The following is a 25,273-nucleotide window of genomic DNA, read 5'->3' as shown; positions in this document are numbered from 1 at the left end:
AAAGCTGAACAATGGCTTCATATTCAGCCGCTGTTTCACTGAATTACAAATCAATATAGTGCATTGCAACGGAACATTGGGTTTCGGTAGTACTTAAATTGAGGGCTCTAAAATGAACAAATTAACCGGTAAAGTAGCCATTGTGACCGGCGCCAGCTCAGGCATTGGCCGAGCGACCGCTTTGTTGTTTGCAAAAGAAGGCGCCAGTGTGGTGGTCGGCGCACGGCGCGAAGCAGAACTCAGCAGTCTGGTGGCGCAAATTAAAGCCGCAGGCGGCGAAGCCACGGCACTGGCGGGCGATGTGGTATCGGAAGTTTACGCTAAAGCATTGGTTGAACTGGCGGTGCGTCAATATGGCCGGCTCGATATTGCGTTTAATAACGCCGGCACTTTAGGCGAAATGGGGCCAAGTACCGAAGTATCGGGGCAAGGCTTCACCGACACTCTGCAAACCAATCTAACCAGCGCGTTTTTAGGCGCAAAATACCAGCTGCCGGCGATGATGAAACAAGGTGGTGGTTCGATTATTTTCACCTCAACTTTTGTCGGCTACAGCTTCGCTTTCCCCGGTGTAGCCGCTTATGCCGCCAGTAAAGCTGGTTTGATTGGCTTAACCCAAGCTCTTGCGGCGGAATTCGGTCCACAGCAGATCAGAGTCAATGCGATATTGCCAGGCGCCGTGGACACGCCAATGTACCGGGACATGAACGAAAGCACTGAATCACAAGCATTTATTGCCAACCTGCACGCATTAAAACGGGTGGCGACGGCGGAAGAGCTGGCACGTTCGGTGTTGTATCTGGCATCTGACGATTCATCTTTTGTCACCGGCACAGCGTCGTTAGTAGATGGCGGTGCTTCGATCACCAGAACTTAACCGTGCATGGCGGACTTTTTTGAAGCTCATCACATGGCGTACTACCGCTGACGCGGTGAGTACGCCCTACCCTTGGTGCCGAATATTGAGCTGTTAAAAACCAACAGTAGGGCGTGACTCGCCGCAGGCAGTCCGCCACGCATGATCAAACTACTCGCTTTACAACAGTAAAGTCTGCTGATTTTACAAAATAAAAAAGTCATTAGATTTAATAGTTTGTACAAAATGTATCAAAAATTCTGCAACTGGACCCGCCTGCGTTTGTCATTCCGATGCAAGATTAGCTCGAATTTGCAATTGACATCAATTCTCATTTAGGTAAAAATTGTTATGTTATCACATTATGTATCTTGCAATGTTGCAGTAATCACAAAGGCCCGTTATGAAAAAAAATATTCATCCTGCGTATCGCACAGTGTTGTTCCACGACTTGTCTGTTGATGCATTTTTTCTGGTCGGATCGACCATTGATACTAGCCGCACTTACCAGTGGACGGACGGTGAAACTTACCCCTATATCGCATTAGATGTGTCCAGCGCGTCCCACCCCTTCTACACCGGTAGACAGAAAGTGACACAAACCGAAGGCCGTGTGGCCGCGTTCAGCAAAAAGTTTGGAGCTCTGGCCAAAAGCAGCCGCGGTTAATCAAAGCAGTTAATAAAAAAGGAGTTAGATATGAAAGTCTTATCGTCACTGAAATCGGCCAAAGAGCGCCACCCGGATTGCCAGATTGTGCATCGGCGCGGCAAAGTTTTTGTCATCTGTAAAGCCAATCCACGCTTTAAAGCGCGGCAGCGCTAAAGACTTAACCGGTCCATTCTGACATCGGGCAATGGCTTGCAACTGGCGCATGGCGCACTACCGCTGACGCGGTGAGTGACGCCCTACTATCCATTTATTGTTCGTCATAAAATAGCGCTACTCGGCTACTTTGGTGCCCGCAAATGAAATACCTGACAAGCATGACCTAGCTTCGGCGCTTGCGCTAATGCCGTACCATCGGCAAGGCCGCAGCTGGATAAATCCACCAGTTGTTTGCTATAGCCGTTTTCCAGCAGCAAACCACCACCGGTGACCGGGGTCAGTCGCCACAAAGCAGTTTTCGCCTGACAGCTGCCCTGCACTAAACCAGCGCCAGGCACCACCGCGTCATCTTTCACCTGCAGGCATAACTCTGGCGCATGCGCTGGTTGTAGCCTGACAAACCCTTTTTCACCGGCTTTGACTTGCCATTGTTGGCACAACTTGCCGCTCCAGGCATCTTGCTGCACTTTTGCTCCCATGCTTTTGGCGCAATCGGCGACAGTCACTGCTTTACCGGATTGCTGGCTTAGCAACACGGCATTTCCTACCGGCAATAATTGCCAGGACTGGCAACGCAAATCGTTTTCAGCACATTCGGTTTTGGCTACCGCTGGTGTAGACAACGACTGTAACTGCCCGTCAAGCCAAGTAAATTGCTGCTCCGGCTGTTGCTGCCAGGGGCTGAGTTGATAGCCTTTGCTGGTGCGCGTTAAAAACTGGCCGGTTGCCGGATGATTCAAACGCAGGCCATCGGTCGCTAACGCATCGGCAACCCAGAAGCTGGCGGCATCGCCTGCCACACCCGGATCTGTGCCCGAAACCACACTCGAAATCGTACAACTGGCTTTACTCACCTTGCCTTTGGCGTCCGCAGTTAAACACAAACCACCTGCTTGCAACTGCAGCCGTTGTCCCTGAACTTTGGTAGTTAAAGGCGTATGTTCACCGGAAGGCGCCGCCACTTTCACACCAGGCGCCAATGGCTTGCCAAATACCGGCAGGCCGTTTTGATCAAAGCTGAATTTTTGTGCACGTAACGAACGGCTTGCGCTGCAACCATCGCTGGCTTTGTCATTGCCGTGATACACCAGCCAATGTTCTTTGCCGTCCGGCGATTTAAAAAAGCCGTTATGACCAGGACCAAACACTTGTTCGGTACGGCTAAATACCGGTTGTGGCGATTTTTGCCAATGCGCCGGATTCATCGGGTCGTCGCCGGTCAGTTCCAGCAAACCCAGTTTATAATCGGGCGTATCGCAAAAACTGGCCGAATAAGTGACAAAAGTACGGCCCTGATGCTGCAACACTTCAGCGCCTTCGGTGACTTTGCGACCACTGATTTCCCAAGCAAGCTCTGGTCGCGTCAGCACCATTGGCTTGACACCAGCGGTTAAAGTCCAGGGATTGTCCATCGGCACTATCAGATTTAGCTGCTGATCGCCTTGCCACTGCGAATAAATTAAATACAGTTTGTCTTTAAATGTCAGATAGTTACCGTCTATATTCCAGACATCCGGCATCATCGTGCCTTTGTACTCGTAGGGCCCCATTGGATCGTCACCCGCACTTTCCAGCACGTTCAGATGTTGATGATCTAGGGTGCCGTCCTGACCTGCGGTGTACATCATGTACCAGCGATAACCGTTCGGACCTTTTAAGCGGTGAAACTCAAAAGCCCAAAAATTACAGCAGCGTTTAGGATCGGTGGCCGACCAGACGTTAATGGGTGTCGCAGTAGCAAGACCAGCCAGCGTTGGCGATTTACGCATCACCAATTCCGAGGTCCAGGTGGTTGTCGTCAGGTAATAGTTACCGTCAAAATATTCCAGCCACGGATCGGCGCCGTTCGGGAATAATGGATTGGTAAAGCTGCCATCGCTGACAGCAGCGCTTTTCACCGCATCAGCCTTGTCTGAGGTCATCGCCTCGGCAGGAGTCTGCGCCAAGCCAATCGTCACCAGCAGCGCTAAGGTCGAAAGAGTCGCTAAATTCAGGGTCATGGGTCCATCCTTCCTTAAGACTTAGTGCTAAACCGATACACAATCTGCGTCGAATAGGTCTCGCCTGGTTTGAGCAAGGTCGATGGGAAAGTGCTTTGATTGGGCGCGTCCGGATAATGCTGCGGCTCTAAACAAAAACCACTGCGATGTGCATACTGCACGCCTTTACCGGTCAGGCTGCCATCAAGGAAATTACCGGAGTAAAACTGCACCGCCGGCTCTTCAGTCCAGACTTCCAGCACCCGGCCACTTTTTGGCTCCAATACCCGACCAGCTAACACCAACGAGTCATCCACTGTCGCTTTTAATACAAAATTATGATCATAGCCCAGCCCCAGTTTCAGCTGCGCATCCTCAGCAGCAATGTCCCGGCCGATGGCTTTGGCGCTGCGAAAATCAAAAGCTGTGCCTTCCACCGCTTGCAACTCACCGGTTGGAATTAAGCCCGCACCAACCGGCGTAATTTGCGCCGCCGGAATTTCCAGCTGATGCTCTAAAATACTGCCGGAGCCTGCCAGATTAAAATAGCTATGCTGGGTTAAATTGACCGGAGTGGTTTGGTCGGTGGTGGCCTGAAATTGCATTTGTAGTTCGTTGGTATTGGTCAGGGTATAAATTACTTTTACCTGCAAATTACCGGGATAACCTTCTTCACCATCCACACTTAAATAACTGAGTTCAACACCCACGCTGTCCGCATGCTGAAAAGGCTGCATTTGCCATAGTTTTTTATCAAAACCCTGCACCCCACCGTGTAAATGATTGTCGCCATCATTATTGGCGAGCTGATAGCTTTTGCCGTCAATCGCGAACTGACCTTTGGCAATCCGATTACCAAAACGGCCGATAATGGCGCCAAAATACGGGTTATTGTCGAGATATTGCTGCAGATTGTCATATCCAAGCACGATATCGCCCGGCTGGCCCTTCGCATCCGGCGTGATGAGACGGGTGATAATGCCACCATAGTTGGTGACGTCCAGCTCGACGCCGTGACTATTTTTCAGCGTCACTAACGATACTTCCCGACCGTCTGGCAACTGGCCAAAAACCTTGCTTTGTACACTCAATGCTGCGTTATTCATTTGTTTCACTTGTTGAGGATCCGCTGTTGCTGCTGATGGCGCTGAAGATGTTGCCGTGGCCGCTGGCTGAGTTGATGTCGAGGATGTAGGTTGCTGCGCCGGACCACAGCCGCAGAGCAACAATACCAACATCGCCATCGAAAAAGATTTGCCCGAGGCTAATGCCGGACGGCAAGCCAAACGAAAAGTTTGGCAACCTGCACCTTTGCTGAAAGTCATTAAAATCGTCATAGTCCACCCTGTTTTTTGAACATTGTTGGTTTGATTATTTTTTGTAATTTTATAATACAATTGATAGGTTTTAGGCAAGAGTTTTATTTGGGATTGCGAAAACCAAGAGTAAGCGCAACTACATGCCGATCGCCAAAGGTTCCAGAGATTGTGCAAGCCCCGACGTTCAGCACAATGCCTGCAATCTTTAAAGATTCGACAATAAAAGGTGCTATCCAGCCACAAACTAAGAATTTTGGGAGTGATGGTTGGCATACCCTATAAGCGCAATTATACTTGCACTTATATGTAAGGTTGGAGGTGACCTATGGCGCAAATTACTATTTATCTGGACGACGAGCTCATCCAGAAGGTCAAACAAGCCTCGGCTGAGGCGAAGGTGTCGCAAAGCCAGTGGATTGCGGATCTGATCCGCCAGCAGTCCCATACGGATTGGCCGTTAGCGGTGCGGGAGATGGCTGGTAGCTGGCAAGTATTTCCACAGCAAGACGAACTGCGTGCCGAACAAGGTGATGATATACCGCGAGAGTCTCTATGAAATACGCGCTGGATACCAACACCTTGATTTATTTTTTTAAAGGCATGGGTAAGGTCGATCAAAAACTATTGGCCAAGATGCCAGGTGATGTGTTGATCCCGGCAGTTGTCTTGTATGAGTTGGAAACGGGCATTGCTAAATCGCAGGCGCCGGCGAAAAGACGTGATCAACTGAATGAGCTGTTAAAAGTGATTCAAATTATTCCATTTGATGCCAAAGCCGCCCGAATTGCTGCCGATGTGCGTGCTGATTTGGAACAACAAGGCCGCATGATCGGCCCACTGGATAACCTGATTGCCGCTAGTGCCAAAGCGGCTGGGGCGATACTGGTGACACGTAATGTCAGCGAGTTTTCCCGCATCGCTGGTCTGGCTGTTGAAAACTGGTTTGATTGAATGAGCAGCACCACTTACTCAATCACACAACAGCTGCCCATCCTTCACCAAAATACAGTCCATCCCTGCGGCGAGCGCTGCTTGCTGGCCGATCGCAGTATCTTCAAACACCACACACAGCTCTGGTGCCACACCAAGCTTTGCGGCAACAGTTAAAAAGGTTTCCGGATGAGGTTTGCCAAAAGTCACATCGCTGGCAGTGACCACTGTCGGCACTAATTCCAACAGCCCGGTTTGAAGCAGCATTTTTAACGCATGGCTGCGTTCAGCACCGGTGCCGATGCCAATTTTTATTGAAGGCAGGTAATGTTGCAGCACTTCCAAAGTGCAGGGGATCAATACCGGCGCTTCATCCATTTGTTCCCACATCGCAGCTTTGAACGCCGCCACTTCGGCAATATCATGGTTCAACTGATATTTTTCGTTCAGCAGCACCACCGTTTGATCGGTCGGCACCCCGCCTAAACTTTGCATATACACCAGGTCAAACGGATAACCGTAGCGTTCACAGGTCAACTGCCACGCTTTGCCATGGCCGGGCATCGAGTCGATAAGGGTACCATCCATGTCAAAGATGATGGCTTGGTATTGGTTTAGATTGATCAATTGATTACCCTGCACTGTCATTGGAATTTAAATCGGTACGCCCGGTAGCGAAACTTGCCGATGGTAGGGTGTACTCACCCGAAGGGTAGTACGCCATTTTTTCCCTTGAAAGCAAAGGATTTTTTAAGTAATTAAGTGATTAAATCTGCAGTCAACTTGCAGCTAAAAAATCACGGCGTACTACCCTTCGGGTGAGTACGCCCTACTGTCGATGATTAAACAATCGCAACGAGGCGGGTCTGCCTAACTAAACCCCTTGGTTTAAATGGAAATAAGCCGCGCTATGCCGTAAATCGGTCTTCAACTGACGAATATTGGTGCTGCCATCAATAATCACTGTTTCAACGCCAGCCATTTCGGCGAAATCGACCATCATGTCGGTGGTGACTGATTGGCTGAATACGGTATGGTGCGCGCCGCCGGCGTGGATCCAGGCTGCTGCTGCGACATTCAGATTTGGTCTTGGCTCCCACAAGGCTGAAGCCACCGGTAATTCCGGGGTGCCGGCTGGTGGTACGACGGCGTCGACTTCGTTGATTAAAATCCGGAATCGGTTGCCTAAATCAATTGGCGACACGTTAATGGCCGGGCCTGCTGCAGCGTTAAACAACAAGCGTGGCACGTCACATTTCACGCCAATGGTATGGCGATGCACTTCCAGTTTTGGCTTGGCGGCGGCAATTGATGGGCAGACTTCCAACATATGCGCGCCAAGGACCTGATCGCGGCTGCCAAAATTGTACCCCCCGAAGTTATATGTGTAGTCTTCCATAAAGGAACAACCACCAGCCCGGCCCTGGCCCATCACTTTCATAATCCGCACCATGGCCGACGTTTTCCAGTCGCCTTCGGCGCCATAACCATAACCGGCCGCCATCAGGCGCTGCGTGGCGAGGCCTGGTAAACCGGTTAAACCAGCCAGGTTTTCAAAGCAGTTGGTGAAGGCTTTAAAGCCGCCCTGGTCGAGGAAACGGCGCATGCCAAGTTCCAGCCGGGCTTCGTTTTGCAGCATCTTGAGTGCATATTCATCGGTAAAAATGCTGTCATGACATTGATAATCCTGACGATATAAATCGAGCTGCGACGCCACATCGCCGTCGTTCACTGCATCTACCACCGCCGCTAAATCGGCCAGACCATAAGCATGCACTTCATAACCAAATTGAATTTGCGCCGCAACTTTATCGCCTTCAGTCACCGCCACCTGACGCATATTGTCGCCAAAGCGTGCCACTTTTAACGAGCGGCTTTCTGCCCAACCTAATGCCGCGCGGCACCAGTCGTTGACATCGCCCTGCAACAACGGGCTTTGCCAATGACCCACCACCACTTTGCGCTCTTTGCGCATGCGGGTGCCGATAAAACCAAATTCGCGACAACCATGCGCGCTCTGATGGGTATTCATATAATTCATATTAATTTCGGCCCACGGCAGTTCAGCGTTGAACTGGGTGTGCAGGTGCAAAAATGGTTTTCTGAGCTCACTTAAGCCGGCGATCCACATTTTGGCGGGCGAAAAGGTATGCATCCACAGCACCAGGCCGACACAATCCGGATTGGCATTGGCTTGCTGGCAAACGGCAAAAATTTCTTCCGGGCTTTTCACTGTTGGCTTACAAACCAATTTGACCGGCAAACCGGCTTGCTGATTTAAGCCAGCGACAATAATTTCGCTGTCTTGCGCGACGGTCGCCAGTACTTTCGGGCCGTATAAATGTTGCGAGCCGGTGACAAACCAAACTTCTTTGGTGGTGGTGAATGAGTTTGTAGCAATCATTTGAATTTCCTCAAAATTAGTTTCAGATCTGGCCGCTGAACAGGCGAGCCAGAATTATTTGGTTTGTCCGTAATAGGCGTTTTTGCCATGTTTTCTGAAATAGTGTTTGTCCATCACCGCGCGGGCGAGCACATCACCCTGCGGTGCTAAAGTTCGGGTCAGGTACGCCATGCGGGCGATTTCTTCTAAAATCACCGCGTGATACACCGACTTGGCGGCATCTTTGCCCCAGGTAAAAGGCGCATGACCAGCCACCACCACCATTGGCGCAGCATTTGGATCCAGCTCAGCAAAACAACGCACGATCTGCACGCCGGTTTCTTCTTCGTAATCGCGTTGCACCTGCTCATTCGACATCTCGGCGGTACAAGGCACGGCGCCGTAAACAAAATCAGCATGCGTAGTACCTAAACAAGGGATCGGCAACTTAGCCTGCGCCCAGGCAGTGGCGTAGGTAGAATGGGTGTGCGTCACTCCGCCGATATCGGCAAAATGCCGGTACAAATGGGTATGGGTTTTGGTGTCGGACGAGGGTCGCATGACCTGTCGCACAGTCCCCTCTACGATTTGGTTTTCTAAGTCAACAATCACCATATCGTCGGCGCTCATGTTCTCGTAGGCGACGCCGCTGGGCTTAATCGCAATCACGCCTTTGGCACGGTCAATTTGCGACACATTGCCGAAGGTGTAGATCACCAGCCCGCGTTTTTGCAGCTCTAAATTCGCTTCAAACACTTCCCGTTTTAATTCGGTGTAGCTCATGCGGATACTCCTGCGGCTTGTGTTGCAGCGTTGTTTTTCAGCTTGCTTTGCTGCTTACTCTGTCCTTCAACAAATTCACCAAGCTGCTGATATTGCGCATATAACTTGTCATACACTGGCACCAGCTCCGGCTGCGGCTGATAGGTTTGGCAGACCGGTGACGCCATCACCTCTTGCGCAGCAGCGACATTTGGAAAAGCTCCGGCAGCGACAGCAGCAAAAATCGCTGCACCTAAGGCACAACTTTGTTCACTTTCCAGCACGTCGATGTCGCAGTTCCAGACATCGGCGCAAATTTGCATCACCAGCGGCGACTTTTTCGAAATACCACCAATCACCGTAATTGAATCAACCGGCACGCCTTGGGCACGAAAGCGCTCATTAATGGCGCGCGAGCCAAAGGCAGTGGCTTCTACTAAAGCGCGGAAAATATGCGGTGCTGTGCTACCCATTTTCAAACCCATAATGGCCATACTGACGCGCTGACTGGCATCAGGTGTACGCCGACCGTTCACCCAATCCAGCGCCGTCAGGCCGTTTTGGCCGGGTTTAAGCTCAGCCGCAGCTTTGGATAAAGCGCCAATGATGTGATCTTCGGCCGCGGCAATACTGTCGGCTGGTAAACCTGGCACTAACGACAGCGGAAAGCTCAGCAGGTCGCGAAACCAGGCATATAAATCGCCAAAGGCCGACTGCCCTGCTTCCAGGCCTATCATGCCCGGTACGACCGAACCATCAACCTGACCACAAATACCCGGCACGGTTTTGTCGCCGAGCAGTGTTGGATCGGCGACCGTAATATCGCAGGTCGAGGTGCCCATCACTTTGGTCAGCACGCCAGGGCGAACCTTGGCGGCGACTGCGCCCATATGGCAATCAAAAGCGCCATAACCAATGGCAATGCCCCGCGGTAAACCCAATTTTTCTGCCCAGTCGACAGTTAACCGGCCAGCGCATAAATCCGAGGTGCGGGTGTCTGGGTTCAGTGTGTCGACTAACCCATCTAACAACGGGTCAATCGCTTTAAAAAATGCATTGGGCGGGAAGCCGTCCCAGTTTTGATGCCACATCATTTTATGACCGGTGGCGCAGCGGCCCATCCGGAAATCAGCTGGGGCTGTGGTCCCGCTGAGCACAGCGGTGATCCAGTCACAATGTTCGACAAAACTATAAGTCGCAGCGCGTACTTGCGGGTCCTGCCGCAGCACATGCAGCGCTTTGGCCCAGAACCATTCGGAGGAATAAATGCCGCCCATAAATTTGAGATAATTGATGTTAGCGTTCGCATTAGCTGCAGCTGTAATTTCCGCCGCCTCTTCCACTGCGGTGTGGTCTTTCCACAGCACAAACATCGCATTCGGGTTTTCAGCAAATTCTGGCAATAACGACAGTGCCACGCCGTCTTGGTTAATCGCGACCGGCGTTGAACCCGTGGTATCGACACTTAAACCAATCACTTTGGCGGCGCTGCCAGCCGGCGCTTGTAGCCACAGGCCTTGCAGCACTTGCTCCAGACCGTCTAAGTAATCTTGTGGATGCTGGCGGAATTGATCCAACTGCGGCGCGCAATACAGCCCTTTCGCCCAGCGTGGATAGTTCACCACATGGCTCGCCAGTTCACGGCCATCGGCGGTATCGACCAATAAAGCCCGAACCGAGTCCGAGCCGTAATCCAGTCCAATCACGTAATGCGACATATTTTTGAGTTCCCGACAGCTTCAAGATGACCTACAAATTAATTGTATGATAATATCACCATTAAATGACTGTAAAGCCTATATCTGAATATATTTTTATATGACAATAAAATTATCGGGATCACATAAGGAATTATCTATGACTGACCAGTTAAGCCAGCTGAAACAACTGACCACAGTGGTAGCGGATACCGGCGATTTCGCCTCGATTGCGCAATACCAGCCGGAAGATGCCACCACCAATCCATCGTTGATTTTAAAAACAATTGAACAAAGCCAGTATCAACATTTGGCCACAGAAGCGCTGCAATTTGCCGCCAGCACTTTGGCGAATGGGACTCAAGCGCAGCGTATAGCGCTTGCCGCAGACAAACTGGCGGTACTGATTGGCCACCAACTGATGCAACAGGTACCGGGTTATGTGTCGACTGAAGTAGATGCGAGGCTGTCGTTTAACAGCATGGCGACCATCGAAAAAGCCCATCAGTTGCTGGATCTGTACCAACAACAAGGTGCCGACACCAGCCGGGTGCTGATTAAAGTCGCCGCCACCTGGGAAGGCATTCAGGCCGCCCGCGTGCTGGAGCAACAAGGCATTCGCTGCAACTTAACGCTGATTTTCAGCTTCGCCCAGGCCCGCGCCAGTGCCGAAGCCAGTGCCTTTTTGATCTCACCTTTTGTTGGACGCATTTTAGATTGGTATAAAAAACAACAGCCTGACGCAGATTTTTCTGGTGCCCAAGACCCAGGTGTGCAGTTTGTGCGCAAGGTCTATCAGTACTTTAAACAACATCGTTACCCCACCATTGTGATGGGTGCCAGTTTTCGAAATACCGAAGAAATCCGCCAACTTGCAGGATGTGACCGCCTGACGATTAGCCCGAATTTGCTGGCCGAATTAGCAGACAGCCATCAACCTGTCATCCGCCAGCTGCACGCAGATGTACCTTTTATCGAGGTGCCCGGCGCATTAACCGAAGCAGAATTTCGCTGGCAAATGCTGGAAGACCCAATGGCCACGGATAAATTGCTGGAAGGCATTCGGCAGTTTGCAGCCGATCAGCAGAAGCTGGAGGAGTTGTTGAAAGCAGTTTGAGATGCAGCGTGAAGGCTTAAATGACCATTCGGCGTACTGCCGCTGACGCGGCGAGTAGCTCCCTACTTTTTTATTTAAAAACATAACCTTGCGTAGGGCGTCACTCACCGCGTTAGGTGCGCCATGGTTCAATTCAATTTACAGTGGCTGAGTGATAAAACGAACTTAATGAACCCTGAAATTGTATTACCACAAATCCATTAACCTTTGTGGTGCATCCATGTCCTCGTGCAGAACCCGAACCACGAGGATTTCGGTTTCACATACCCGATAAAATATTGAGTGATGCTCGACCGGCAACAGACGAAATCCAGGACGCACATGGGCGTAGTCGGTACCAACAGCCGGATGTTCGGCGAGCTGTTTCATGGCCTTTTCCAGCTGGTCCAGGTATTTATCGGCCTGCTCCACACCCCATGCTTCACAGCTATAGACCCAAATTCCAATTAGGTCTGATTCTGCTTTCGGCGTGATACTCAACTTGAACACTAGCTGGACGCCTTCAGCCGCAGCCGGCCTGCGGCCCTGACAGCCGCCATATCGAGCGGTTTCGGCTCCCCGCTTAACTCACCTTCAATCAGGGCATTTCGCAGTAACGTAAGACGCTCTTGAGCCTGCTGATCTCGTCGGATAAGATCGCGAATATATTCACTATCATTGCCGTAGTGTCCGCTCTCAATTTGGGTTTTCACCCAATTGTCTTGCTGCTCAGTCAGCGTGATGGTTTTCCGATGCATACTCAATTTCAGATACTCCTCAAGCCTCAACAGTATGACAATATCATACCATGCGTTTTTAGAGAATCAATCTAGTGGAGGTCGCATAAGCGCGGTCGCCATGGTCCAATTTTAAGTGGTTGAACGGAAAATTGCAGTTAAATATCAAATGATTATTCAATTTCAACAGATCGTAGGGCGACACTCACCGCGTAAGCGGTAGTGCGCCATGGGCAAACTTATCGTGGGTGGTGGATATTAAATGCGGCGGACTGCCTGCGGCGAGTCGCGCCCTACTTTTAAACTGCTAATTCCAACAACTGCCGTGCCTTTGCAACCACTTTCTCGGTGGTAAACCCAAAATGCTCCATCAACACCGGGCCTGGTGCGGATTCGCCGAAGCTGTGCATGCCGATGATCGCGCCGTTGCGGCCGACGTATTTATGCCAAAAATCGCGATGTGCAGCTTCAATCGCCAGCACTGGCGAAGTTAATGGCAGCACGTTTGCCTGATACGCCAAATCCTGCGCATCAAACACATCGGTACTTGGCATCGATACCAATTGCACCTGATAACCTTCGCTGCTCAACGTTTGGTATGCTGATAATGCCAGCTCCACTTCAGCGCCGGTCGCCAACAGCACCAGCTGTGGCGCGCCCTGACAACCACGCAGAATATAACCGCCGCGGGCGATCAACGCCGGATCAATCGCCATATTCACCACCGGTGCCACATTCTGCCGACTAAATACCAAAGCCGTTGGGCCATTTTGCCGTTCAATGGCATGACGCCAGGCGACGGCGGTTTCGGTGGCATCGGCCGGGCGCCAGGTCGATAAGTTTGGCGTCAACCGTAAATTAGCCAGCTGCTCTATTGGCTGATGGGTAGGGCCATCTTCGCCCTGCGCAATCGAGTCGTGGGTAAATACAAAAATGCTTTGAATGCCCATCAGCGCCGCCATCCGCAGCGCGTTGCGACCATATTCCATAAACATCAGGAAAGTCGCACCAAACGGCAGAAAACCACCATGCAAGGTGATGCCATTGATGATGCTATTCATACCAAATTCGCGTACGCCGTAATGCAGATAATTGCCATCGGCCGCCAGATGTAAGGCTTTGGCGTTTGGCCATAACGTCAAGTTTGAACCGGCTAAATCGGCTGAACCGCCGAGCAATTCCGGCAATATCGCAGCAAATGCTTCGATACTGTTTTGTGAAGCTTTGCGGGTGGCGATGCTCTGGCCTTTTTGCTGGGCTTTTTGCTGACAGTCGCGAATAAACAAATCAGCTTTAGCCGCAAAATTCTCCGGCAATTTACGTTGAAGCACCCGGCGTTCAAATTCAGCAGCTAATTCCGGCTGCGCCTGTTGATACCGTTGCCACAACGCCAACCAGGCTTGTTCCCTGTCGGCACCAGCCGCCACGCAATTCCAGGCCGTTGCGATATCGTCCGGCATAGTAAAACGCGGATAATCCCAGCCCAGTTGCTGCCGCACCGCGGCCACTTCAGTGTCCCCCAAAGGCGCGCCATGGCAATCATGGGTACCGGCTTTGTTGGGTGAGCCAAATCCAATCACCGTTTTACAACAAATCAGTGTGGGCTGGCTGGTATTGGCCTGCGCCTGACGAATCGCCGCGGCAATCGCCACAGCATCGTGGCCGTCGACATCGGCAATCACTTGCCAGCCGTAGGCTTTAAACCGCTCTGGCGTATTGTCGGTAAACCAGCCTTCGACGTGACCGTCAATGGAAATGCCGTTGTCATCCCAAAAAGCAATCAGCTTACCCAGTTGTAAAGTCCCGGCCAGCGAACAGGCTTCATGCGACAGCCCTTCCATCAGGCAACCATCGCCGAGAAAACAATAGGTGAAGTGATTCACCAAAGCTAAATCAGTCCGGTTAAACTGCGCCGCCAAAGTTTTTTCCGCAATCGCCATCCCCACCGCATTGGCAATACCAGCGCCTAACGGCCCGGTAGTGGTTTCTACGCCCGGGGTGTAACCATATTCCGGATGACCCGGTGTTTTCGAATGCAGCTGGCGAAAGTTCTTTAAATCCGCCAGCGACAGGTCGTAACCGGTCAGATGCAGCAGCGCATACAGCAGCATCGAACCATGGCCATTGGAGAGAACAAAGCGGTCGCGATTCGGCCAGGCTGGATTGGCCGGATTGTGTTGTAAAAAGTCGCGCCACAGCACGGTCGCAATATCGGCCATCCCCATCGGCGCGCCCGGATGACCGGATTTAGCTTGTTGTACTGCATCCATCGCTAACACGCGGATCGCATTGGCTAATTGATTTGTTGCTGACATCTTTAAATCCTATAAAAAACTTTGGTTTGAATTAGCCACGATCAGGAAGCTTTAGCCGCAACAGTCTGTTGCGGCTCGAAAATAAGACCGACGAGCTCGCCGGACAGGCTCCGTTACCAGAACCGGTAATAAATAAAGGCGGTGATCCCCAAAATAACGCCGGTATGGATGTAATCCCATTTATCCAGCCCCTGGCGCACATCGTTCCAGGTGTCTTTGCCGAGACTTCGCACCGTCAGGCCGCGAATATTGTCGTCGCTGGACGCTTTGGTGACGAAACTCAGTAAAATCACCACCGCGCAGACCACCACAAATAGCAGCACGCAGTAATACAACCAGTTCATTTCAACAATCCAGGCCAGCGGGCCACCGTGCAACGAGTCGCGAAACGGCAGCAACACCAACCGGATCATGCCAAGCACAAAACCGCTGACCAAACCGACATAACCGGCCGTTGGCGTAATGCGCCGACTTAAAATACCGAGCATAAAGACCGCAGCAATGCCTGGCGCAATCAGCGACTGCACACTTTGCAGATATTCATACAACACGTCGGCAATCAGGCTCATCACCGGGATCCACAAAATCCCCAGCACCACTACCACTACTGTGGCAATACGGCCGACTTTTAATAAATGCAGCTCGCTCGATTCAGGTTTATATTTCTTATAAAAATCAATGGTAAAAAGCGTAGCGGACGAGTTAAACAACGACGCCAGCGAACTCATCAGTGCCGCCAGCAAGCCACCAATCACAATACCTTTCACACCAGAAGGCAGCAGTTCCGCCACTAGCGTCGGGAACGCCTGATCCGGGCTATCGTAAGAAATAATGCCTTTGACCTGCAGCGCATGGGCGATTAAACCAGGTACCAAAAAGATAAATACCGGCAGCAGTTTTAAATAACCGGCAAAAATAGCACCGCGCCGAGCCGCTTGAATACCTTTGGCCGACAACACCCGTTGCACAATATATTGATCGGTACACCAATACCAAAAACCGATAATAAAGGAGCCAAAAATAATGCCAGGCCAAGGGAAATCAGCGTCGGTGGTGGCACGCATTAAATGCATATTGGCGCCATTAATGCGTTCGACTTCAGCCCAACCACCGACTTTATCGAGGCCAACCACCACTATCACGACAGAACCAATAATCAAAATCGGCGTTTGTAAAACGGAGGTCCACATAATGGCTTTCATGCCGCCGAGCACGGTGTAAAGTCCGGTAATTAACACCAGACCGACGGCGGATATCCAGAAAAAATCGATGCCCCAGATCGTATCAATGCCCAAAATGGATTGAAATGCCACGCCACCGGCGTATACCGTCACTGCCACTTTGGTCAGCACGTAGCTGATCAACGAAATCACCGACAGGAAAGTGCGCGACTGCGCGTTAAAGCGCCGCTCCAGAAATTCCGGCATGGTGTAGACCTTGCTACTCCAGTAAAAAGGCACAAACAACCAGCCTAGTAGCAGAATAATCCAGGATTGCAGTTCCCAGTGCGCCAGCGCCATGCCCGAGGCTGCGCCAGAGCCTGACAATCCGACCAAATGTTCCGAACCGATATTCGAGGCAAAAATCGACGCCCCAATCACCAACCAACCGGCGTTACGCCCGGCCAGAAAATAATCGGCGGTATCTTCTTCCTTTTGCCGCATCGAGTACCACACCACTGCGACCATCAAAACCAAAAATCCGACCAGCACCAGATAATCTAACGTACTGAGTTGCATCATATCCTTCGTCCATAGCTTGGGCACATCGTGATGCCTTCAGCGGTAGCCACCGGCATTGGACGCGCGTTATTGTTGTAAAAGCATATTATATTACAATATGTCTATTGAGAAGGGGGGGAACCGCACAGAATGTGCGCAATGGCAAAGATTTATGCTGAAGATCAAACGCGGCCCGCTGCAATCTGCTTGGTGGCTGTGTGGTATGCACCAGCTTTTTACGGAACTTATTCTGCGACTTTTCGCTTTAAGGCTTGAATTTTCTGCGGTTTTTATGCACCTTGGCAGGATGCTGATAGCTTTAAAAACCGCTGTCAGGTTTTGCGTCAAACATATGTTAATATGACAGACAATAGCGGAATTCAGGAGCCAACATGGGTCGCATCATCGAAAATTTAAATCTGTCCGAGCAGGTCACCAACGAGCTGGGCCGCGCCATTGTCGCTGGCGAATATAGCTGTGAATCTGGCTTACCGACAGAAGCCCAGTTGTGTGAAGAATATGGCATCAGCCGCACCGCGGTGCGCGAAGCCGTCAAAATGCTGGCTGCCAAAGGCCTGATTTCATCACGGCCACGCCAGGGTATCAGTGTCGAACAACCCTCCAATTGGAATTTGTACGATACCAGCGTATTAAAATGGTTGCTGAGCAGCAGCCCTTCTTTATATGTCCTCAAAGAATTTTTGCAAATGCGCCTGGCGATCGAGCCGGAAGCTGCCGCACTGGCCGCAGAATTTGGCCGGGATGAAGATATTGATCAAATTGGCAAAGCCGTTGAAGCGATGAAAGCTGCCGCCAACGATCCCAGCGGCAGCATGCATGACGCGGATTTGGCCTTTCATACCAGCATCCTGTTTGCCAGCGGCAACCGGTTTTTCTCGCACTTGCGCGACTTTATCAGTACGGCGCTGAACGTCAGTATTCAACACACCACGCCAGCTAAAGCCAACGATTTAGCGGTGGCTGACGATCACGCTAAAATCTACACCGCGATCCGCAACCGCCAGCCGGAGCGGGCCAGAAATTTGATGAAATACCTGATCGATGAAGCAAAAACCTTTATCGAGCTCGAAATCAAAAAACAAGGTTAAAAATTACCCCATACCACGACCATCTGCGCTGATAGCCAATAGCACCGTGACGGAAGTCGTAGCCTGACAAAAGATGTAGGAACAGCAATGCAGCAACAACTGACCCACAAAGCCAATTACCCGACACTGCGGGATAAAGTGGTTTTTATCAGTGGTGGTGGCACCGGCATCGGTGAGCGCATGGTGGAACGTTTTGTCTGGCAAGGCGCGAAAGTGGCGTTTGTGGATATTGCTGTTGACGCAGGCAACGCTTTGGTCGAAAGGCTTCGCCAGGGCGATGGCACTGCCCCGCTGTTTATGCCTTGTGATATTCGGGACATTCCGGCCTTACAAGCCTGCATCGCTCAGACGCAACAGCAATTTGGCAATATTGCGGTGTTGATTAACAACGCTGCCGATGACACCCGCCACCAGGCCGAAGAAATCACCGTTGAATATTGGGATGACCGCTTTGCGGTGAATTTACGGCACTATTTTTTTGCCGCACAAGCGGTGATCCCGCAGATGCAACAATTGGGTGGCGGCAGCATTATTAACTTAGGTTCCATTAGCTGGCGCCTCAAACAAAGTTGTATGCCGGCTTACACCACAGCTAAAGCCGGTATTGAAGGCTTGACCCGTACTTTAGCCGGTCGTTATGGCGAAGATCTGATCCGGGTCAACAGCTTGATCCCCGGCTGGGTCATGACTGAGCGGCAACTGGCGCGCTGGCTTGATGCCAACACCGTCAAAGAAATCAAAAGTCAGCAGGCGATTAAACAACCGCTACTGCCGGATGATATTGTCGATATGGCATTGTTTCTGGCCGCCGACGATAGCCGGATGTTGACGGCGCAGTCGGTGATTGTCGATGGCGGCTGGGTGTAAATACCCTTCATCCTTGAAGTTGTAGGGTTGTTGGCCGCCAACCTGGCTCATCGATGAAGTTGGGCACAAATTTTCTTTATTATCCACCGAACCACGCCTTGCCACAGCAACCAAAGCGGATGCTTTTCCAGCAACTTCAATAATTTCTGCTTTTTTTATCAACTGTAGCAGCAACTTGCTAATTAGTATTATAATATGCTTTAAGATTGATATTGCTTGCTAACCAGCCGATCGGAGTCGCTGTTTGATTGAATTAGTTCTGGTAAATCTGATCCTGCTGATTGGCGCCTGCCTGCAAGGCTTGCTCGGGTTTGGGCTGGGATTTTTCAGCGCCCCCTTGCTGTTTTTATTGGCGCCACACTATGTACCAGGACCGATGATCCTCAACGCTTTGTTGCTGACGCTGCTGATGTCGATTCGTAATCACCGATCTTTAGAATGGCGGCAAACCGGATATGCACTGACCGGTGGTAGTGTTGGTGTACTAGCGGCGGCGGTGCTGATGTCAAGCCTGGCGGTGTCGCAATACCGGATGTTATTTGGCGCTTTGATGATCATCGCCGTGCTGTTGTCGCTGATTGGCGCGCACCCGAAACTCAGTCCACGCAATAATCTAATCGCCGGTATGCTCTCAGGTTTTATGGGCACCACCACCTCGGCAGGCGGCGCGCCGATGGGCTTGTTGTATCAACATGCACCACCGCCACTGCGTAATGCACATTTGAGTATGTTCTTCTTATATATCAATATCTTTGGCATGATTGTGCTCTGGCTGAGCGGCATGTCCGGCTGGGCCGATCTGGTGTTATTTGCGCAGTCGGTCCCGGCACTCTTGCTGGGATGGGCGTTGTCGGATCTGGTCGGGCGGCATATTAATGCCCGCAGCTTGCGGCAGATGATCCTGACCGTGGCTTTTGCCTCCGGGTTGATGTCGTTGCTCCAGTAAGCAACAAGAGTTATAAACAAGCGGCTGGCAGCGCTTTAACTCAACGCTACCAGCCAGGTCATTTAATCTAACTTCCGTACCCAGATATTCCGAAAACTGACCTTATCACCATGATCCTGCAACTTCAGCGGCGCACAGCCATGCGCTGGTTGTTGCGGTGGGCCAATCCACTCGGTGGTGCCGAGAATTTCGGTATGGTTTTGCAGCAGCACGCCGTTATGCAGCACCGTGACAAAACCTGCCGCTAACCGCTTGTTTCCTTCAAAACGCGGCGCACGGTAAATAATGTCGTATTGCTGCCACTGCCCATCAGGACGCATCGCATTGGCCAGCGGTATGGTTTGTTTATATACCGAACCGGCCTGACCATTCGGATAAGTCGCATTCTGATACGAATCTAAAATCTGAATTTCGTATTTATCCTGCAGGAAAATCCCGCTGTTATTGCGTGCTTGACCGGTTTTGGCCGGATCAGCTTTGGTGGTGCGCCATTCCAAATGGAGCTGAATATCACAGAAATTCTCGACCGTCCGGATATCGCCGGTACCAGGTTTTACCGTCATTTCGCCGTTTTGAAGTGACCATTCGGCGGCTTTGCCACTGTTGACCGAGCGCCACTGCGTTAAATCAGCGCTGGTTGCGCCGAGTAACACCAGCGCATCAGAAGGTGCCGCTTGTGGTGCTTGGGCTGCGGCAACTTTGACCACTGCAGGCACCGGCGTCCAGACTTCCGTTTTTGCAGCCAGCGTATGGCGCTGCTGATCGGTCATCGCAGCGATTTCAGCCGCAGGTGGAAAATCACTGGCCAGCACGTTGCCGCTAAGCAACAGGCTAAAGCCCAAGCAGAAAATTTTGTTATTGATCATCAGTAGCTTACCTATATTCAGTCAGAAAAAGTTCGTCGGCTTGTGGTCGCTTTAGGTCGCCCAGGCGCGATCGCCTTTTTTATACGGCAACGCCCCTTCATATTTTCCAGGGATCGCCGAATAACGCAGCACTTCGGTCGCCCCGACTTTGGAGGTAAAAAACACAAACAAGGTCAGTTGCTTTAGCAAAGTAAAATAATGCGGTGTGTTATCCGCGACAGCTTTATTGGCACTGCTACTCTTACGAGAGTTGGTACTATCATTGGCCGCTGCATAAATCTGTGCATTTCGCGCTTTGGCTTCCGCATCCAGTTTTACCAGTAACTGATGACGTTGTTCTTTGGAAAGCTGCATAAAATCGAGCTTAAAGTCTTGCTGACTGCGAGCGCGTAATTGCTTTAACCCATCAACAAACCAGCCCTGTTCAGTCGCGTTGTAACAGTCGTTAATTTGCGTCGCCATCTGCGCACCACAACCAGCGTCTTTAGCACCGGGCGTGGTCGTTTTTGGTAAAATGGTTTCAGCAATTTCATCCAAAAGCGCGATATCGCTGACGCTGAATAACTTGCGGCCCGGCATAGCGGCTGAACTGGCAAGATTATTCAGACCCGCCGCCCAGACTTCACCGCCGACAAACGCCATACCAGTCGCAGCAGCAATCATTTTTAACAGTTCACGACGTTCCATGTTACAGCTCCCCTTTTTTCAGCGCTTCGACCGCAAAATTGGCGGCGCGCGCAGTTAAGGCCATATAAGTTAACGACGGATTGACACACGATGCCGAGGTCATACAGGCGCCATCGGTCACAAACACATTCGGCGCATCCCACACCTGATTGTTGCCGTTGAGCACTGAGGTTTTTGGATCCCTTCCCATCCGGGCTGTGCCCATTTCATGAATGCCCATGCCCGGGCCGTAATCACCGTTATAGCCCTGCACATTTTTAACGCCGGCTTGTTCGAAAAACTCAATGGCATCATTCATCATGTCTTTGCGCATGCGGATTTCGTTGTCTTTAAGCTCCACATCCATCGCCAGCACCGGTAAACCCCATTTATCTTTCACGGTGCGATCCAGAAAAATCCGGTTGTCGTGGTGCGGCAACATTTCACCAAAACCGCCCATGCCAATGGTCCAACGACCAGGTTCAGTCAAAGCTGCTTTTAAATCAGCACCAATACTGAGTTCAGCCACATCACGGCGCCAATTCTCACGACTGGCCGCGCCCTGATAACCAAAACCACGTAAATAATCACGTTTATCGCTGCCCCAGTTGCGAAACCTTGGCACATAAAAACCAGTCGGCCGACGGCCAGAATAATAGCTATCCTGATATCCCTCGACTTCGCCCCAGGCACCGGCATTCAGATGGTGATCCATCACATTGCGGCCCAGCGCATTGCTGCTGCTACCCAAACCGCCTTCCCAGACGTCAGTGGCGGAATTCATTAAGATCCAGGTCGAATTAAATGACGATGCGTTTAAGAAAATGATTTTGCTGGTGAATTCGACCGTTTGATTGGTTTCGCTGTCGATGACTTCCACGCCACGGGCGCGCTTTTTGTCTTTGTCATACAGCACTTGCGTCACAATCGAATAAGGCCGCACCGTTAAATTGCCGGTTTTCATCGCCACCGGTAAAGTCGAGGACTGTGTACTGAAATAAGCGCCAAACGGACAGCCCAACCAGCATTTGGCCCGGTATTGGCAATTAACGCGGTTCTGTTCCGGCATTGGTTTGGTGATATTGGCAGTACGGCCAATAATCAGATGCCGCGAGCCGCCAAAGGCTTTTTTGATCCGTGCCGCCACGTCTTTTTCAACAATATTTAAATCAATAGCCGGCAAATATTGACCATCGGGTAGCACATCCAAACCATCACGATTACCGGAAATACCGGCAAAACGTTCCACATAATCGTACCAGGGCGCTAAATCGGCATAACGGATCGGCCAGTCAACAGCGATACCTTCTTTGGCGTTGGCTTCAAAGTCAGCTTCGTTTAAGCGATAACTCTGGCGACCCCACAATAACGAACGGCCGCCCATGTGATAACCGCGATACCAATCAAAACGTTTTTTCTCGACATAAGGGTTTTCTTTTTCATTGGCCCACATGCCAAAGGTGCTTTCATTGAGCGGATAATCGCGTTTAAGCACCGGATAATCCTGCTTTTTCTGCTCCGTTGGCCGGTCGCGGTGCGGATAATCCCAGGCTTCTTTAAAAGCATTGGTATAGTCTTTGATATGCTCAATATTACGACCGCGTTCCAGCAGTAGCACTTTTAAGCCTTTTTCGGTCAATTCTTTTGCTGCCCAGCCACCGCTGATCCCGGAGCCGACCACGATAGCGTCGTAATGATTCGTTGCAGTTGTCATCGCTTGCACCCTGTTATAGCCGTCGTTCTTGCATTTATCCGGCTCTAATATTCATTGTTTTAATTATGGTTTATTACCAATCCTTGCTACCCCTGCTCTCCCAAACCGGGGCGTTCGGATCTGCTAGACGTCGCAGATCCGCACCGCCTGCGCCAGAGATAACACTCTGCCCTCCGGCGTGGTTGGCGTTGGAATAAACTCCTGTGCCAGATAGCCTTTAAAACCGGTCGCCACTATCGCGCGGGCAATGGCGGGGTAATTCAGCTCCTGACTATCATCAATCTCATGCCGCCCCGGTACACCTGCGGTGTGGTAATGGCCAAAATATTGATGCTGATCCTGGATGGTGCGGATGATGTCACCTTCCATAATTTGCATATGGTAGATGTCATACAACAGCTTAAAGTTTTCTGATTTCAGTCGCTTACAAAGCTCGATGCCCCAGGCAGAACTGTCCGCCAAATAATCAGGGTGATCGACTTTGCTGTTAAACAGCTCCATCTGCAGTACCACACCACGCTTTTCCGCCTGCGGCAGAATTTGCGACAAACCTTTGACTGCATGTTGCAGCGCGGTTTCTCTGTCCATGCCTTTGGCGTTGCCGGAGAAACAAATCAGGTTTTTGTAACCAGCATCAGCAACTAAATCGATGTGCGCGCGATAACGTTTAATCAGCTCTTCGTGAAACTGTGGGTTGCTCCAGCCGTCGACCAGATTCAACTCAGCGCCATTACACATTGATGAGTCGATGCCATATTGTTTCAGCACCGGCCAGTCCGCAGGGCCGACTAAATCGATGGCGGCAAAACCGAGCTTTTTCACCAGCTGACACAAAGCTTCAATTGATAAGTCACCGTAAGTCCAACGACTGACCGAATGTTGGATATTGCCTTTAAGTGGAGCGTTTGCGGCCACTGCATTACTTCCGGTGGTCGCCTGATCAGCAGTTGCCGCAAACACTTGGCTCTGCAACAAACTGCTACCAAGAACACCAGCAGTCAGTCCGCCAGCAGCCAGTTGTTTCAGCAATTGCCTTCTTGGTAATTGCGGTTCTGCCAATTCATGGGTGAACAGTGGTGAGCTCATACTGATTTCCCTGATTTTTCGCCAGTGACAGCCACAGTTTCGTTTTTAAAGATCAGCGCAAACAGTACCAATACCGCACCAGCAAATAACGCCGGGAACAACCAGATTTGTTGCCAATCCTGACCGGAAGCTGTGGTGTAAGCAGCCGTCACCTGACCGGCGACACTAAAGCCAATCAGCATGCCGATACCGTAAGTCGCGAGCGTGATTAACCCCTGCGCAGCACTTTTGTAAGTACTACCGGCTTTGCTATTGGTGTAAATCTGGCCTGAGACAAAAAAGAAGTCATAACAAATACCGTGCAGTGCAATACCAATCAATAACAACCACATACCTGAACCCGCGTCACCATAGGCGAATAACACGTAGCGCAGCACCCAGGCAGCCATGCCCAGTAATAAAGTGACACGAATGCCAAACCGATTTAAAAACACCGGTAAAGCCAGCATAAATAACACTTCAGACACCTGGCCCAGCGTCATTTTACCGGTGGCATTTTCCACACCAACAGCCGTCAGGAACGGATTGGCATTCTGGTAATAAAACGCCAGTGGAATACAAATCAGAATTGATGACAGGAAAAACAGCGCAAAGTTACGATCTTTGAGCATCGCCAGCGCGTCCAGACCCAGCAGTTGCCCCAGTTTTAATTCGGAACCCTTACCAGCTGGCGGCGTGGCTGGCAGCGTGAAGCTATAAAGGCCTAGCGCCAATGAAGCAACTGCACACATCAGGAAGGTATTTTTCAGCATGCCGGCAGCGATGGCGCTTTGGGCATCCCAGCCAAACAGATAACTAATTACCAGACCGGCGGCAATCCAGCCAACAGTACCCCACACCCGGATTTGGCCGAATTCTAATTCCGGTTTTTTCAGCTGACCAAAAGACACCGAATTGACCAGCGCCAGCGTTGGCATATAAGCCAGCATGTAGCCGAGCACCAGCGGGTAAAAAGTCGTGAAATCAGTGGCTTGATACATCAGGTACATCAGCACCGCACCGACCAGATGCAACACGCCCAACAAACGCTCAGCATTGATATAACGGTCAGCAATCAAACCGATGATAAAGGGGGCAATGATGGCACCCCAGGATTGGGTCGAAAACGCCATGCCGGTTTGCGGACCGTCGGCGTTGAGGTTTTGCGCTAAAAAAGTACCTAAAGTGACAAACCAGCCCCCCCAGATAAAAAACTGCAAAAACATCATACTGCTGAGGCGTATTTTTATGCTGTCCATCGTCGTCCCCCTGTTATTTTTTGATAGTTATTTTTAGTTTTATATAGTTACTTACCATCGTAGGGCGCTACTCGCCGCGTCAGCGGCAGTACGCCACAATCCGATTGCAAATTGCCGCCCGACGGCGTACTACCCTGCGGGTGAGTACGCCCTACGGTTT

The 25,273-nt window shown here is 51.0% G+C and carries 24 protein-coding genes and 1 pseudogene; 9 read left to right on the top strand and 16 right to left on the bottom strand.

The features are described 5' to 3' along the window. Positions 1–112: 112 nt before the first annotated feature. The 3 genes from EOE67_RS18975 (at position 113) to ykgO (ending at position 1,679) form a co-directional block, all read left to right on the top strand. Complete coding sequence (locus tag EOE67_RS18975) at positions 113–877, top strand: SDR family oxidoreductase (protein ID WP_127700931.1); 765 nt, start codon at positions 113–115, stop codon at positions 875–877. 382 nt (positions 878–1,259) lie between these two features. Further along, positions 1,260–1,523 (top strand): type B 50S ribosomal protein L31, encoded by a 264-nt coding sequence (locus EOE67_RS18970; protein WP_127700929.1) that lies wholly within the window; start codon positions 1,260–1,262, stop codon positions 1,521–1,523. Between the two features lie 30 nt (positions 1,524–1,553). After that, complete coding sequence (gene ykgO / locus EOE67_RS18965) at positions 1,554–1,679, top strand: type B 50S ribosomal protein L36 (RefSeq protein ID WP_127700927.1); 126 nt, start codon at positions 1,554–1,556, stop codon at positions 1,677–1,679. 125 nt (positions 1,680–1,804) lie between these two features. Here the strand turns inward: ykgO and EOE67_RS21140 are convergent, their stop codons facing one another. From EOE67_RS21140 to EOE67_RS18955, 3 genes and pseudogenes are all read right to left on the bottom strand, one after another. Then, positions 1,805–2,218, bottom strand: coding sequence for an RICIN domain-containing protein (locus tag EOE67_RS21140; RefSeq protein WP_420849794.1), 414 nt, complete (start codon positions 2,216–2,218; stop codon positions 1,805–1,807). Between the two features lie 471 nt (positions 2,219–2,689). Next, a pseudogene (locus EOE67_RS21135) lies at positions 2,690–3,604 on the bottom strand (glycoside hydrolase family 43 protein); the annotation flags it as partial. A gap of 92 nt (positions 3,605–3,696) precedes the next feature. Beyond that, positions 3,697–4,998 (bottom strand): aldose epimerase family protein, encoded by a 1,302-nt coding sequence (locus EOE67_RS18955; RefSeq protein WP_240652880.1) that lies wholly within the window; start codon positions 4,996–4,998, stop codon positions 3,697–3,699. 307 nt (positions 4,999–5,305) lie between these two features. Between EOE67_RS18955 and EOE67_RS18950 the strand changes: the two genes are divergently transcribed. Both EOE67_RS18950 and EOE67_RS18945 read left to right on the top strand, forming a co-directional pair. Then, positions 5,306–5,536 (top strand): ribbon-helix-helix domain-containing protein, encoded by a 231-nt coding sequence (locus tag EOE67_RS18950; RefSeq protein ID WP_127700923.1) that lies wholly within the window; start codon positions 5,306–5,308, stop codon positions 5,534–5,536. Continuing rightward, a complete protein-coding gene (locus EOE67_RS18945) occupies positions 5,533–5,931 on the top strand; it encodes a type II toxin-antitoxin system VapC family toxin (RefSeq protein ID WP_127700921.1) in 399 nt (132 codons plus the stop codon). Before EOE67_RS18950 ends, EOE67_RS18945 begins: the two co-directional genes overlap by 4 nt. An 18-nt stretch (positions 5,932–5,949) precedes the next feature. On the opposite strand, the gene EOE67_RS18940 is transcribed toward EOE67_RS18945, so the two are convergent. The 4 genes from EOE67_RS18940 to EOE67_RS18925 form a co-directional block, all read right to left on the bottom strand. Continuing rightward, the gene (locus EOE67_RS18940) at positions 5,950–6,537 is read right to left on the bottom strand and encodes an HAD family hydrolase (protein ID WP_127700919.1); all 588 of its coding nucleotides are present in this window, start codon (positions 6,535–6,537) and stop codon (positions 5,950–5,952) included. A gap of 247 nt (positions 6,538–6,784) precedes the next feature. Further along, positions 6,785–8,314: an L-arabinose isomerase gene (gene araA, locus EOE67_RS18935; RefSeq protein WP_127700917.1), complete on the bottom strand. Its 1,530-nt coding sequence runs from the start codon at positions 8,312–8,314 to the stop codon at positions 6,785–6,787. A gap of 54 nt (positions 8,315–8,368) precedes the next feature. Next, a complete protein-coding gene (locus tag EOE67_RS18930; protein WP_127700915.1) occupies positions 8,369–9,076 on the bottom strand; it encodes an L-ribulose-5-phosphate 4-epimerase in 708 nt (235 codons plus the stop codon). Then, positions 9,073–10,773 carry a ribulokinase gene (locus EOE67_RS18925; RefSeq protein ID WP_127700913.1) on the bottom strand — a complete coding sequence of 567 codons (1,701 nt, stop codon included), beginning with the start codon at positions 10,771–10,773 and terminating at the stop codon, positions 9,073–9,075. Before EOE67_RS18925 ends, EOE67_RS18930 begins: the two co-directional genes overlap by 4 nt. Before the next feature lie 139 nt (positions 10,774–10,912). On the opposite strand from EOE67_RS18925, the gene tal reads away from it, so the two are divergent. After that, a complete protein-coding gene (tal, locus tag EOE67_RS18920; RefSeq protein WP_127700911.1) occupies positions 10,913–11,869 on the top strand; it encodes a transaldolase in 957 nt (318 codons plus the stop codon). A gap of 186 nt (positions 11,870–12,055) precedes the next feature. Here the strand turns inward: tal and EOE67_RS18915 are convergent, their stop codons facing one another. From EOE67_RS18915 to EOE67_RS18900, 4 genes are all read right to left on the bottom strand, one after another. After that, positions 12,056–12,358 carry a type II toxin-antitoxin system RelE/ParE family toxin gene (locus EOE67_RS18915; protein ID WP_127700909.1) on the bottom strand — a complete coding sequence of 101 codons (303 nt, stop codon included), beginning with the start codon at positions 12,356–12,358 and terminating at the stop codon, positions 12,056–12,058. Next, positions 12,358–12,606, bottom strand: coding sequence for a type II toxin-antitoxin system ParD family antitoxin (locus EOE67_RS18910; RefSeq protein WP_240652881.1), 249 nt, complete (start codon positions 12,604–12,606; stop codon positions 12,358–12,360). Before EOE67_RS18910 ends, EOE67_RS18915 begins: the two co-directional genes overlap by 1 nt. 278 nt (positions 12,607–12,884) lie before the next feature. Then, the gene (tkt, locus tag EOE67_RS18905) at positions 12,885–14,900 is read right to left on the bottom strand and encodes a transketolase (RefSeq protein WP_127700904.1); all 2,016 of its coding nucleotides are present in this window, start codon (positions 14,898–14,900) and stop codon (positions 12,885–12,887) included. Between the two features lie 113 nt (positions 14,901–15,013). Then, positions 15,014–16,642, bottom strand: a complete 1,629-nt coding sequence (locus EOE67_RS18900; protein WP_127700902.1) for a sodium:solute symporter — start codon at positions 16,640–16,642, stop codon at positions 15,014–15,016. A gap of 371 nt (positions 16,643–17,013) precedes the next feature. Here EOE67_RS18900 and EOE67_RS18895 point away from each other — a divergent pair, with 371 nt between their 5' ends. The 3 genes from EOE67_RS18895 (at position 17,014) to EOE67_RS18885 (ending at position 19,543) form a co-directional block, all read left to right on the top strand. Beyond that, positions 17,014–17,730, top strand: a complete 717-nt coding sequence (locus EOE67_RS18895) for a FadR/GntR family transcriptional regulator (protein WP_127700900.1) — start codon at positions 17,014–17,016, stop codon at positions 17,728–17,730. A gap of 87 nt (positions 17,731–17,817) precedes the next feature. After that, positions 17,818–18,597 (top strand): SDR family NAD(P)-dependent oxidoreductase, encoded by a 780-nt coding sequence (locus EOE67_RS18890; protein WP_127700898.1) that lies wholly within the window; start codon positions 17,818–17,820, stop codon positions 18,595–18,597. Between the two features lie 244 nt (positions 18,598–18,841). Further along, complete coding sequence (locus EOE67_RS18885) at positions 18,842–19,543, top strand: sulfite exporter TauE/SafE family protein (protein WP_127700895.1); 702 nt, start codon at positions 18,842–18,844, stop codon at positions 19,541–19,543. Positions 19,544–19,605: 62 nt separating this feature from the next. On the opposite strand, the gene EOE67_RS18880 is transcribed toward EOE67_RS18885, so the two are convergent. The 5 genes from EOE67_RS18880 to EOE67_RS18860 form a co-directional block, all read right to left on the bottom strand. Beyond that, complete coding sequence (locus EOE67_RS18880; protein WP_206099665.1) at positions 19,606–20,409, bottom strand: 3-keto-disaccharide hydrolase; 804 nt, start codon at positions 20,407–20,409, stop codon at positions 19,606–19,608. 51 nt (positions 20,410–20,460) lie between these two features. After that, entirely contained in the window at positions 20,461–21,096 is a 636-nt protein-coding gene (locus EOE67_RS18875; RefSeq protein ID WP_127700893.1) for a gluconate 2-dehydrogenase subunit 3 family protein, read from the bottom strand. A 1-nt stretch (position 21,097) separates the two neighbouring features. Continuing rightward, on the bottom strand, positions 21,098–22,789 hold the full coding sequence (locus EOE67_RS18870) for a GMC oxidoreductase (RefSeq protein WP_127700891.1): 1,692 nt from the start codon (positions 22,787–22,789) through the stop codon (positions 21,098–21,100). Positions 22,790–22,912: 123 nt separating this feature from the next. Continuing rightward, complete coding sequence (locus tag EOE67_RS18865) at positions 22,913–23,875, bottom strand: hydroxypyruvate isomerase family protein (protein WP_164852437.1); 963 nt, start codon at positions 23,873–23,875, stop codon at positions 22,913–22,915. Next, complete coding sequence (locus EOE67_RS18860) at positions 23,872–25,113, bottom strand: nucleoside permease (RefSeq protein WP_127700889.1); 1,242 nt, start codon at positions 25,111–25,113, stop codon at positions 23,872–23,874. Before EOE67_RS18860 ends, EOE67_RS18865 begins: the two co-directional genes overlap by 4 nt. Positions 25,114–25,273 lie beyond the last annotated feature (160 nt).

The sequence above is a fragment of the Rheinheimera riviphila genome (assembly GCF_004005945.1).
GTDB classification, from domain to species: Bacteria; Pseudomonadota; Gammaproteobacteria; order Enterobacterales; family Alteromonadaceae; genus Pararheinheimera; species Pararheinheimera riviphila.
The sequence above is the reverse complement of the archived record's forward strand: the minus strand, read 5'-3'. Positions and strand labels throughout refer to the sequence as shown.

What these genes read in the sequence shown, in the direction of transcription:
- EOE67_RS18955 (WP_240652880.1), bottom strand. Translation starts at nt 4,998, where the DNA reads ATGACGATTTTAATGACTTTCAGCAAAGGTGCAGGTTGCCAAACTTTT.
- EOE67_RS18925 (WP_127700913.1), bottom strand. Translation starts at nt 10,773, where the DNA reads ATGTCGCATTACGTGATTGGACTGGATTACGGCTCGGACTCGGTTCGG.
- tal (WP_127700911.1), top strand. Translation starts at nt 10,913, where the DNA reads ATGACTGACCAGTTAAGCCAGCTGAAACAACTGACCACAGTGGTAGCG.
- EOE67_RS18895 (WP_127700900.1), top strand. Translation starts at nt 17,014, where the DNA reads ATGGGTCGCATCATCGAAAATTTAAATCTGTCCGAGCAGGTCACCAAC.
- EOE67_RS18945 (WP_127700921.1), top strand. Translation starts at nt 5,533, where the DNA reads ATGAAATACGCGCTGGATACCAACACCTTGATTTATTTTTTTAAAGGC.
- EOE67_RS18910 (WP_240652881.1), bottom strand. Translation starts at nt 12,606, where the DNA reads ATGCATCGGAAAACCATCACGCTGACTGAGCAGCAAGACAATTGGGTG.
- EOE67_RS18975 (WP_127700931.1), top strand. Translation starts at nt 113, where the DNA reads ATGAACAAATTAACCGGTAAAGTAGCCATTGTGACCGGCGCCAGCTCA.
- ykgO (WP_127700927.1), top strand. Translation starts at nt 1,554, where the DNA reads ATGAAAGTCTTATCGTCACTGAAATCGGCCAAAGAGCGCCACCCGGAT.
- EOE67_RS18900 (WP_127700902.1), bottom strand. Translation starts at nt 16,642, where the DNA reads ATGATGCAACTCAGTACGTTAGATTATCTGGTGCTGGTCGGATTTTTG.
- EOE67_RS18930 (WP_127700915.1), bottom strand. Translation starts at nt 9,076, where the DNA reads ATGAGCTACACCGAATTAAAACGGGAAGTGTTTGAAGCGAATTTAGAG.
- EOE67_RS18875 (WP_127700893.1), bottom strand. Translation starts at nt 21,096, where the DNA reads ATGGAACGTCGTGAACTGTTAAAAATGATTGCTGCTGCGACTGGTATG.
- EOE67_RS18870 (WP_127700891.1), bottom strand. Translation starts at nt 22,789, where the DNA reads ATGACAACTGCAACGAATCATTACGACGCTATCGTGGTCGGCTCCGGG.
- EOE67_RS18880 (WP_206099665.1), bottom strand. Translation starts at nt 20,409, where the DNA reads ATGATCAATAACAAAATTTTCTGCTTGGGCTTTAGCCTGTTGCTTAGC.
- tkt (WP_127700904.1), bottom strand. Translation starts at nt 14,900, where the DNA reads ATGTCAGCAACAAATCAATTAGCCAATGCGATCCGCGTGTTAGCGATG.
- EOE67_RS18970 (WP_127700929.1), top strand. Translation starts at nt 1,260, where the DNA reads ATGAAAAAAAATATTCATCCTGCGTATCGCACAGTGTTGTTCCACGAC.
- EOE67_RS18890 (WP_127700898.1), top strand. Translation starts at nt 17,818, where the DNA reads ATGCAGCAACAACTGACCCACAAAGCCAATTACCCGACACTGCGGGAT.
- araA (WP_127700917.1), bottom strand. Translation starts at nt 8,314, where the DNA reads ATGATTGCTACAAACTCATTCACCACCACCAAAGAAGTTTGGTTTGTC.
- EOE67_RS18860 (WP_127700889.1), bottom strand. Translation starts at nt 25,113, where the DNA reads ATGGACAGCATAAAAATACGCCTCAGCAGTATGATGTTTTTGCAGTTT.
- EOE67_RS18950 (WP_127700923.1), top strand. Translation starts at nt 5,306, where the DNA reads ATGGCGCAAATTACTATTTATCTGGACGACGAGCTCATCCAGAAGGTC.
- EOE67_RS18865 (WP_164852437.1), bottom strand. Translation starts at nt 23,875, where the DNA reads ATGAGCTCACCACTGTTCACCCATGAATTGGCAGAACCGCAATTACCA.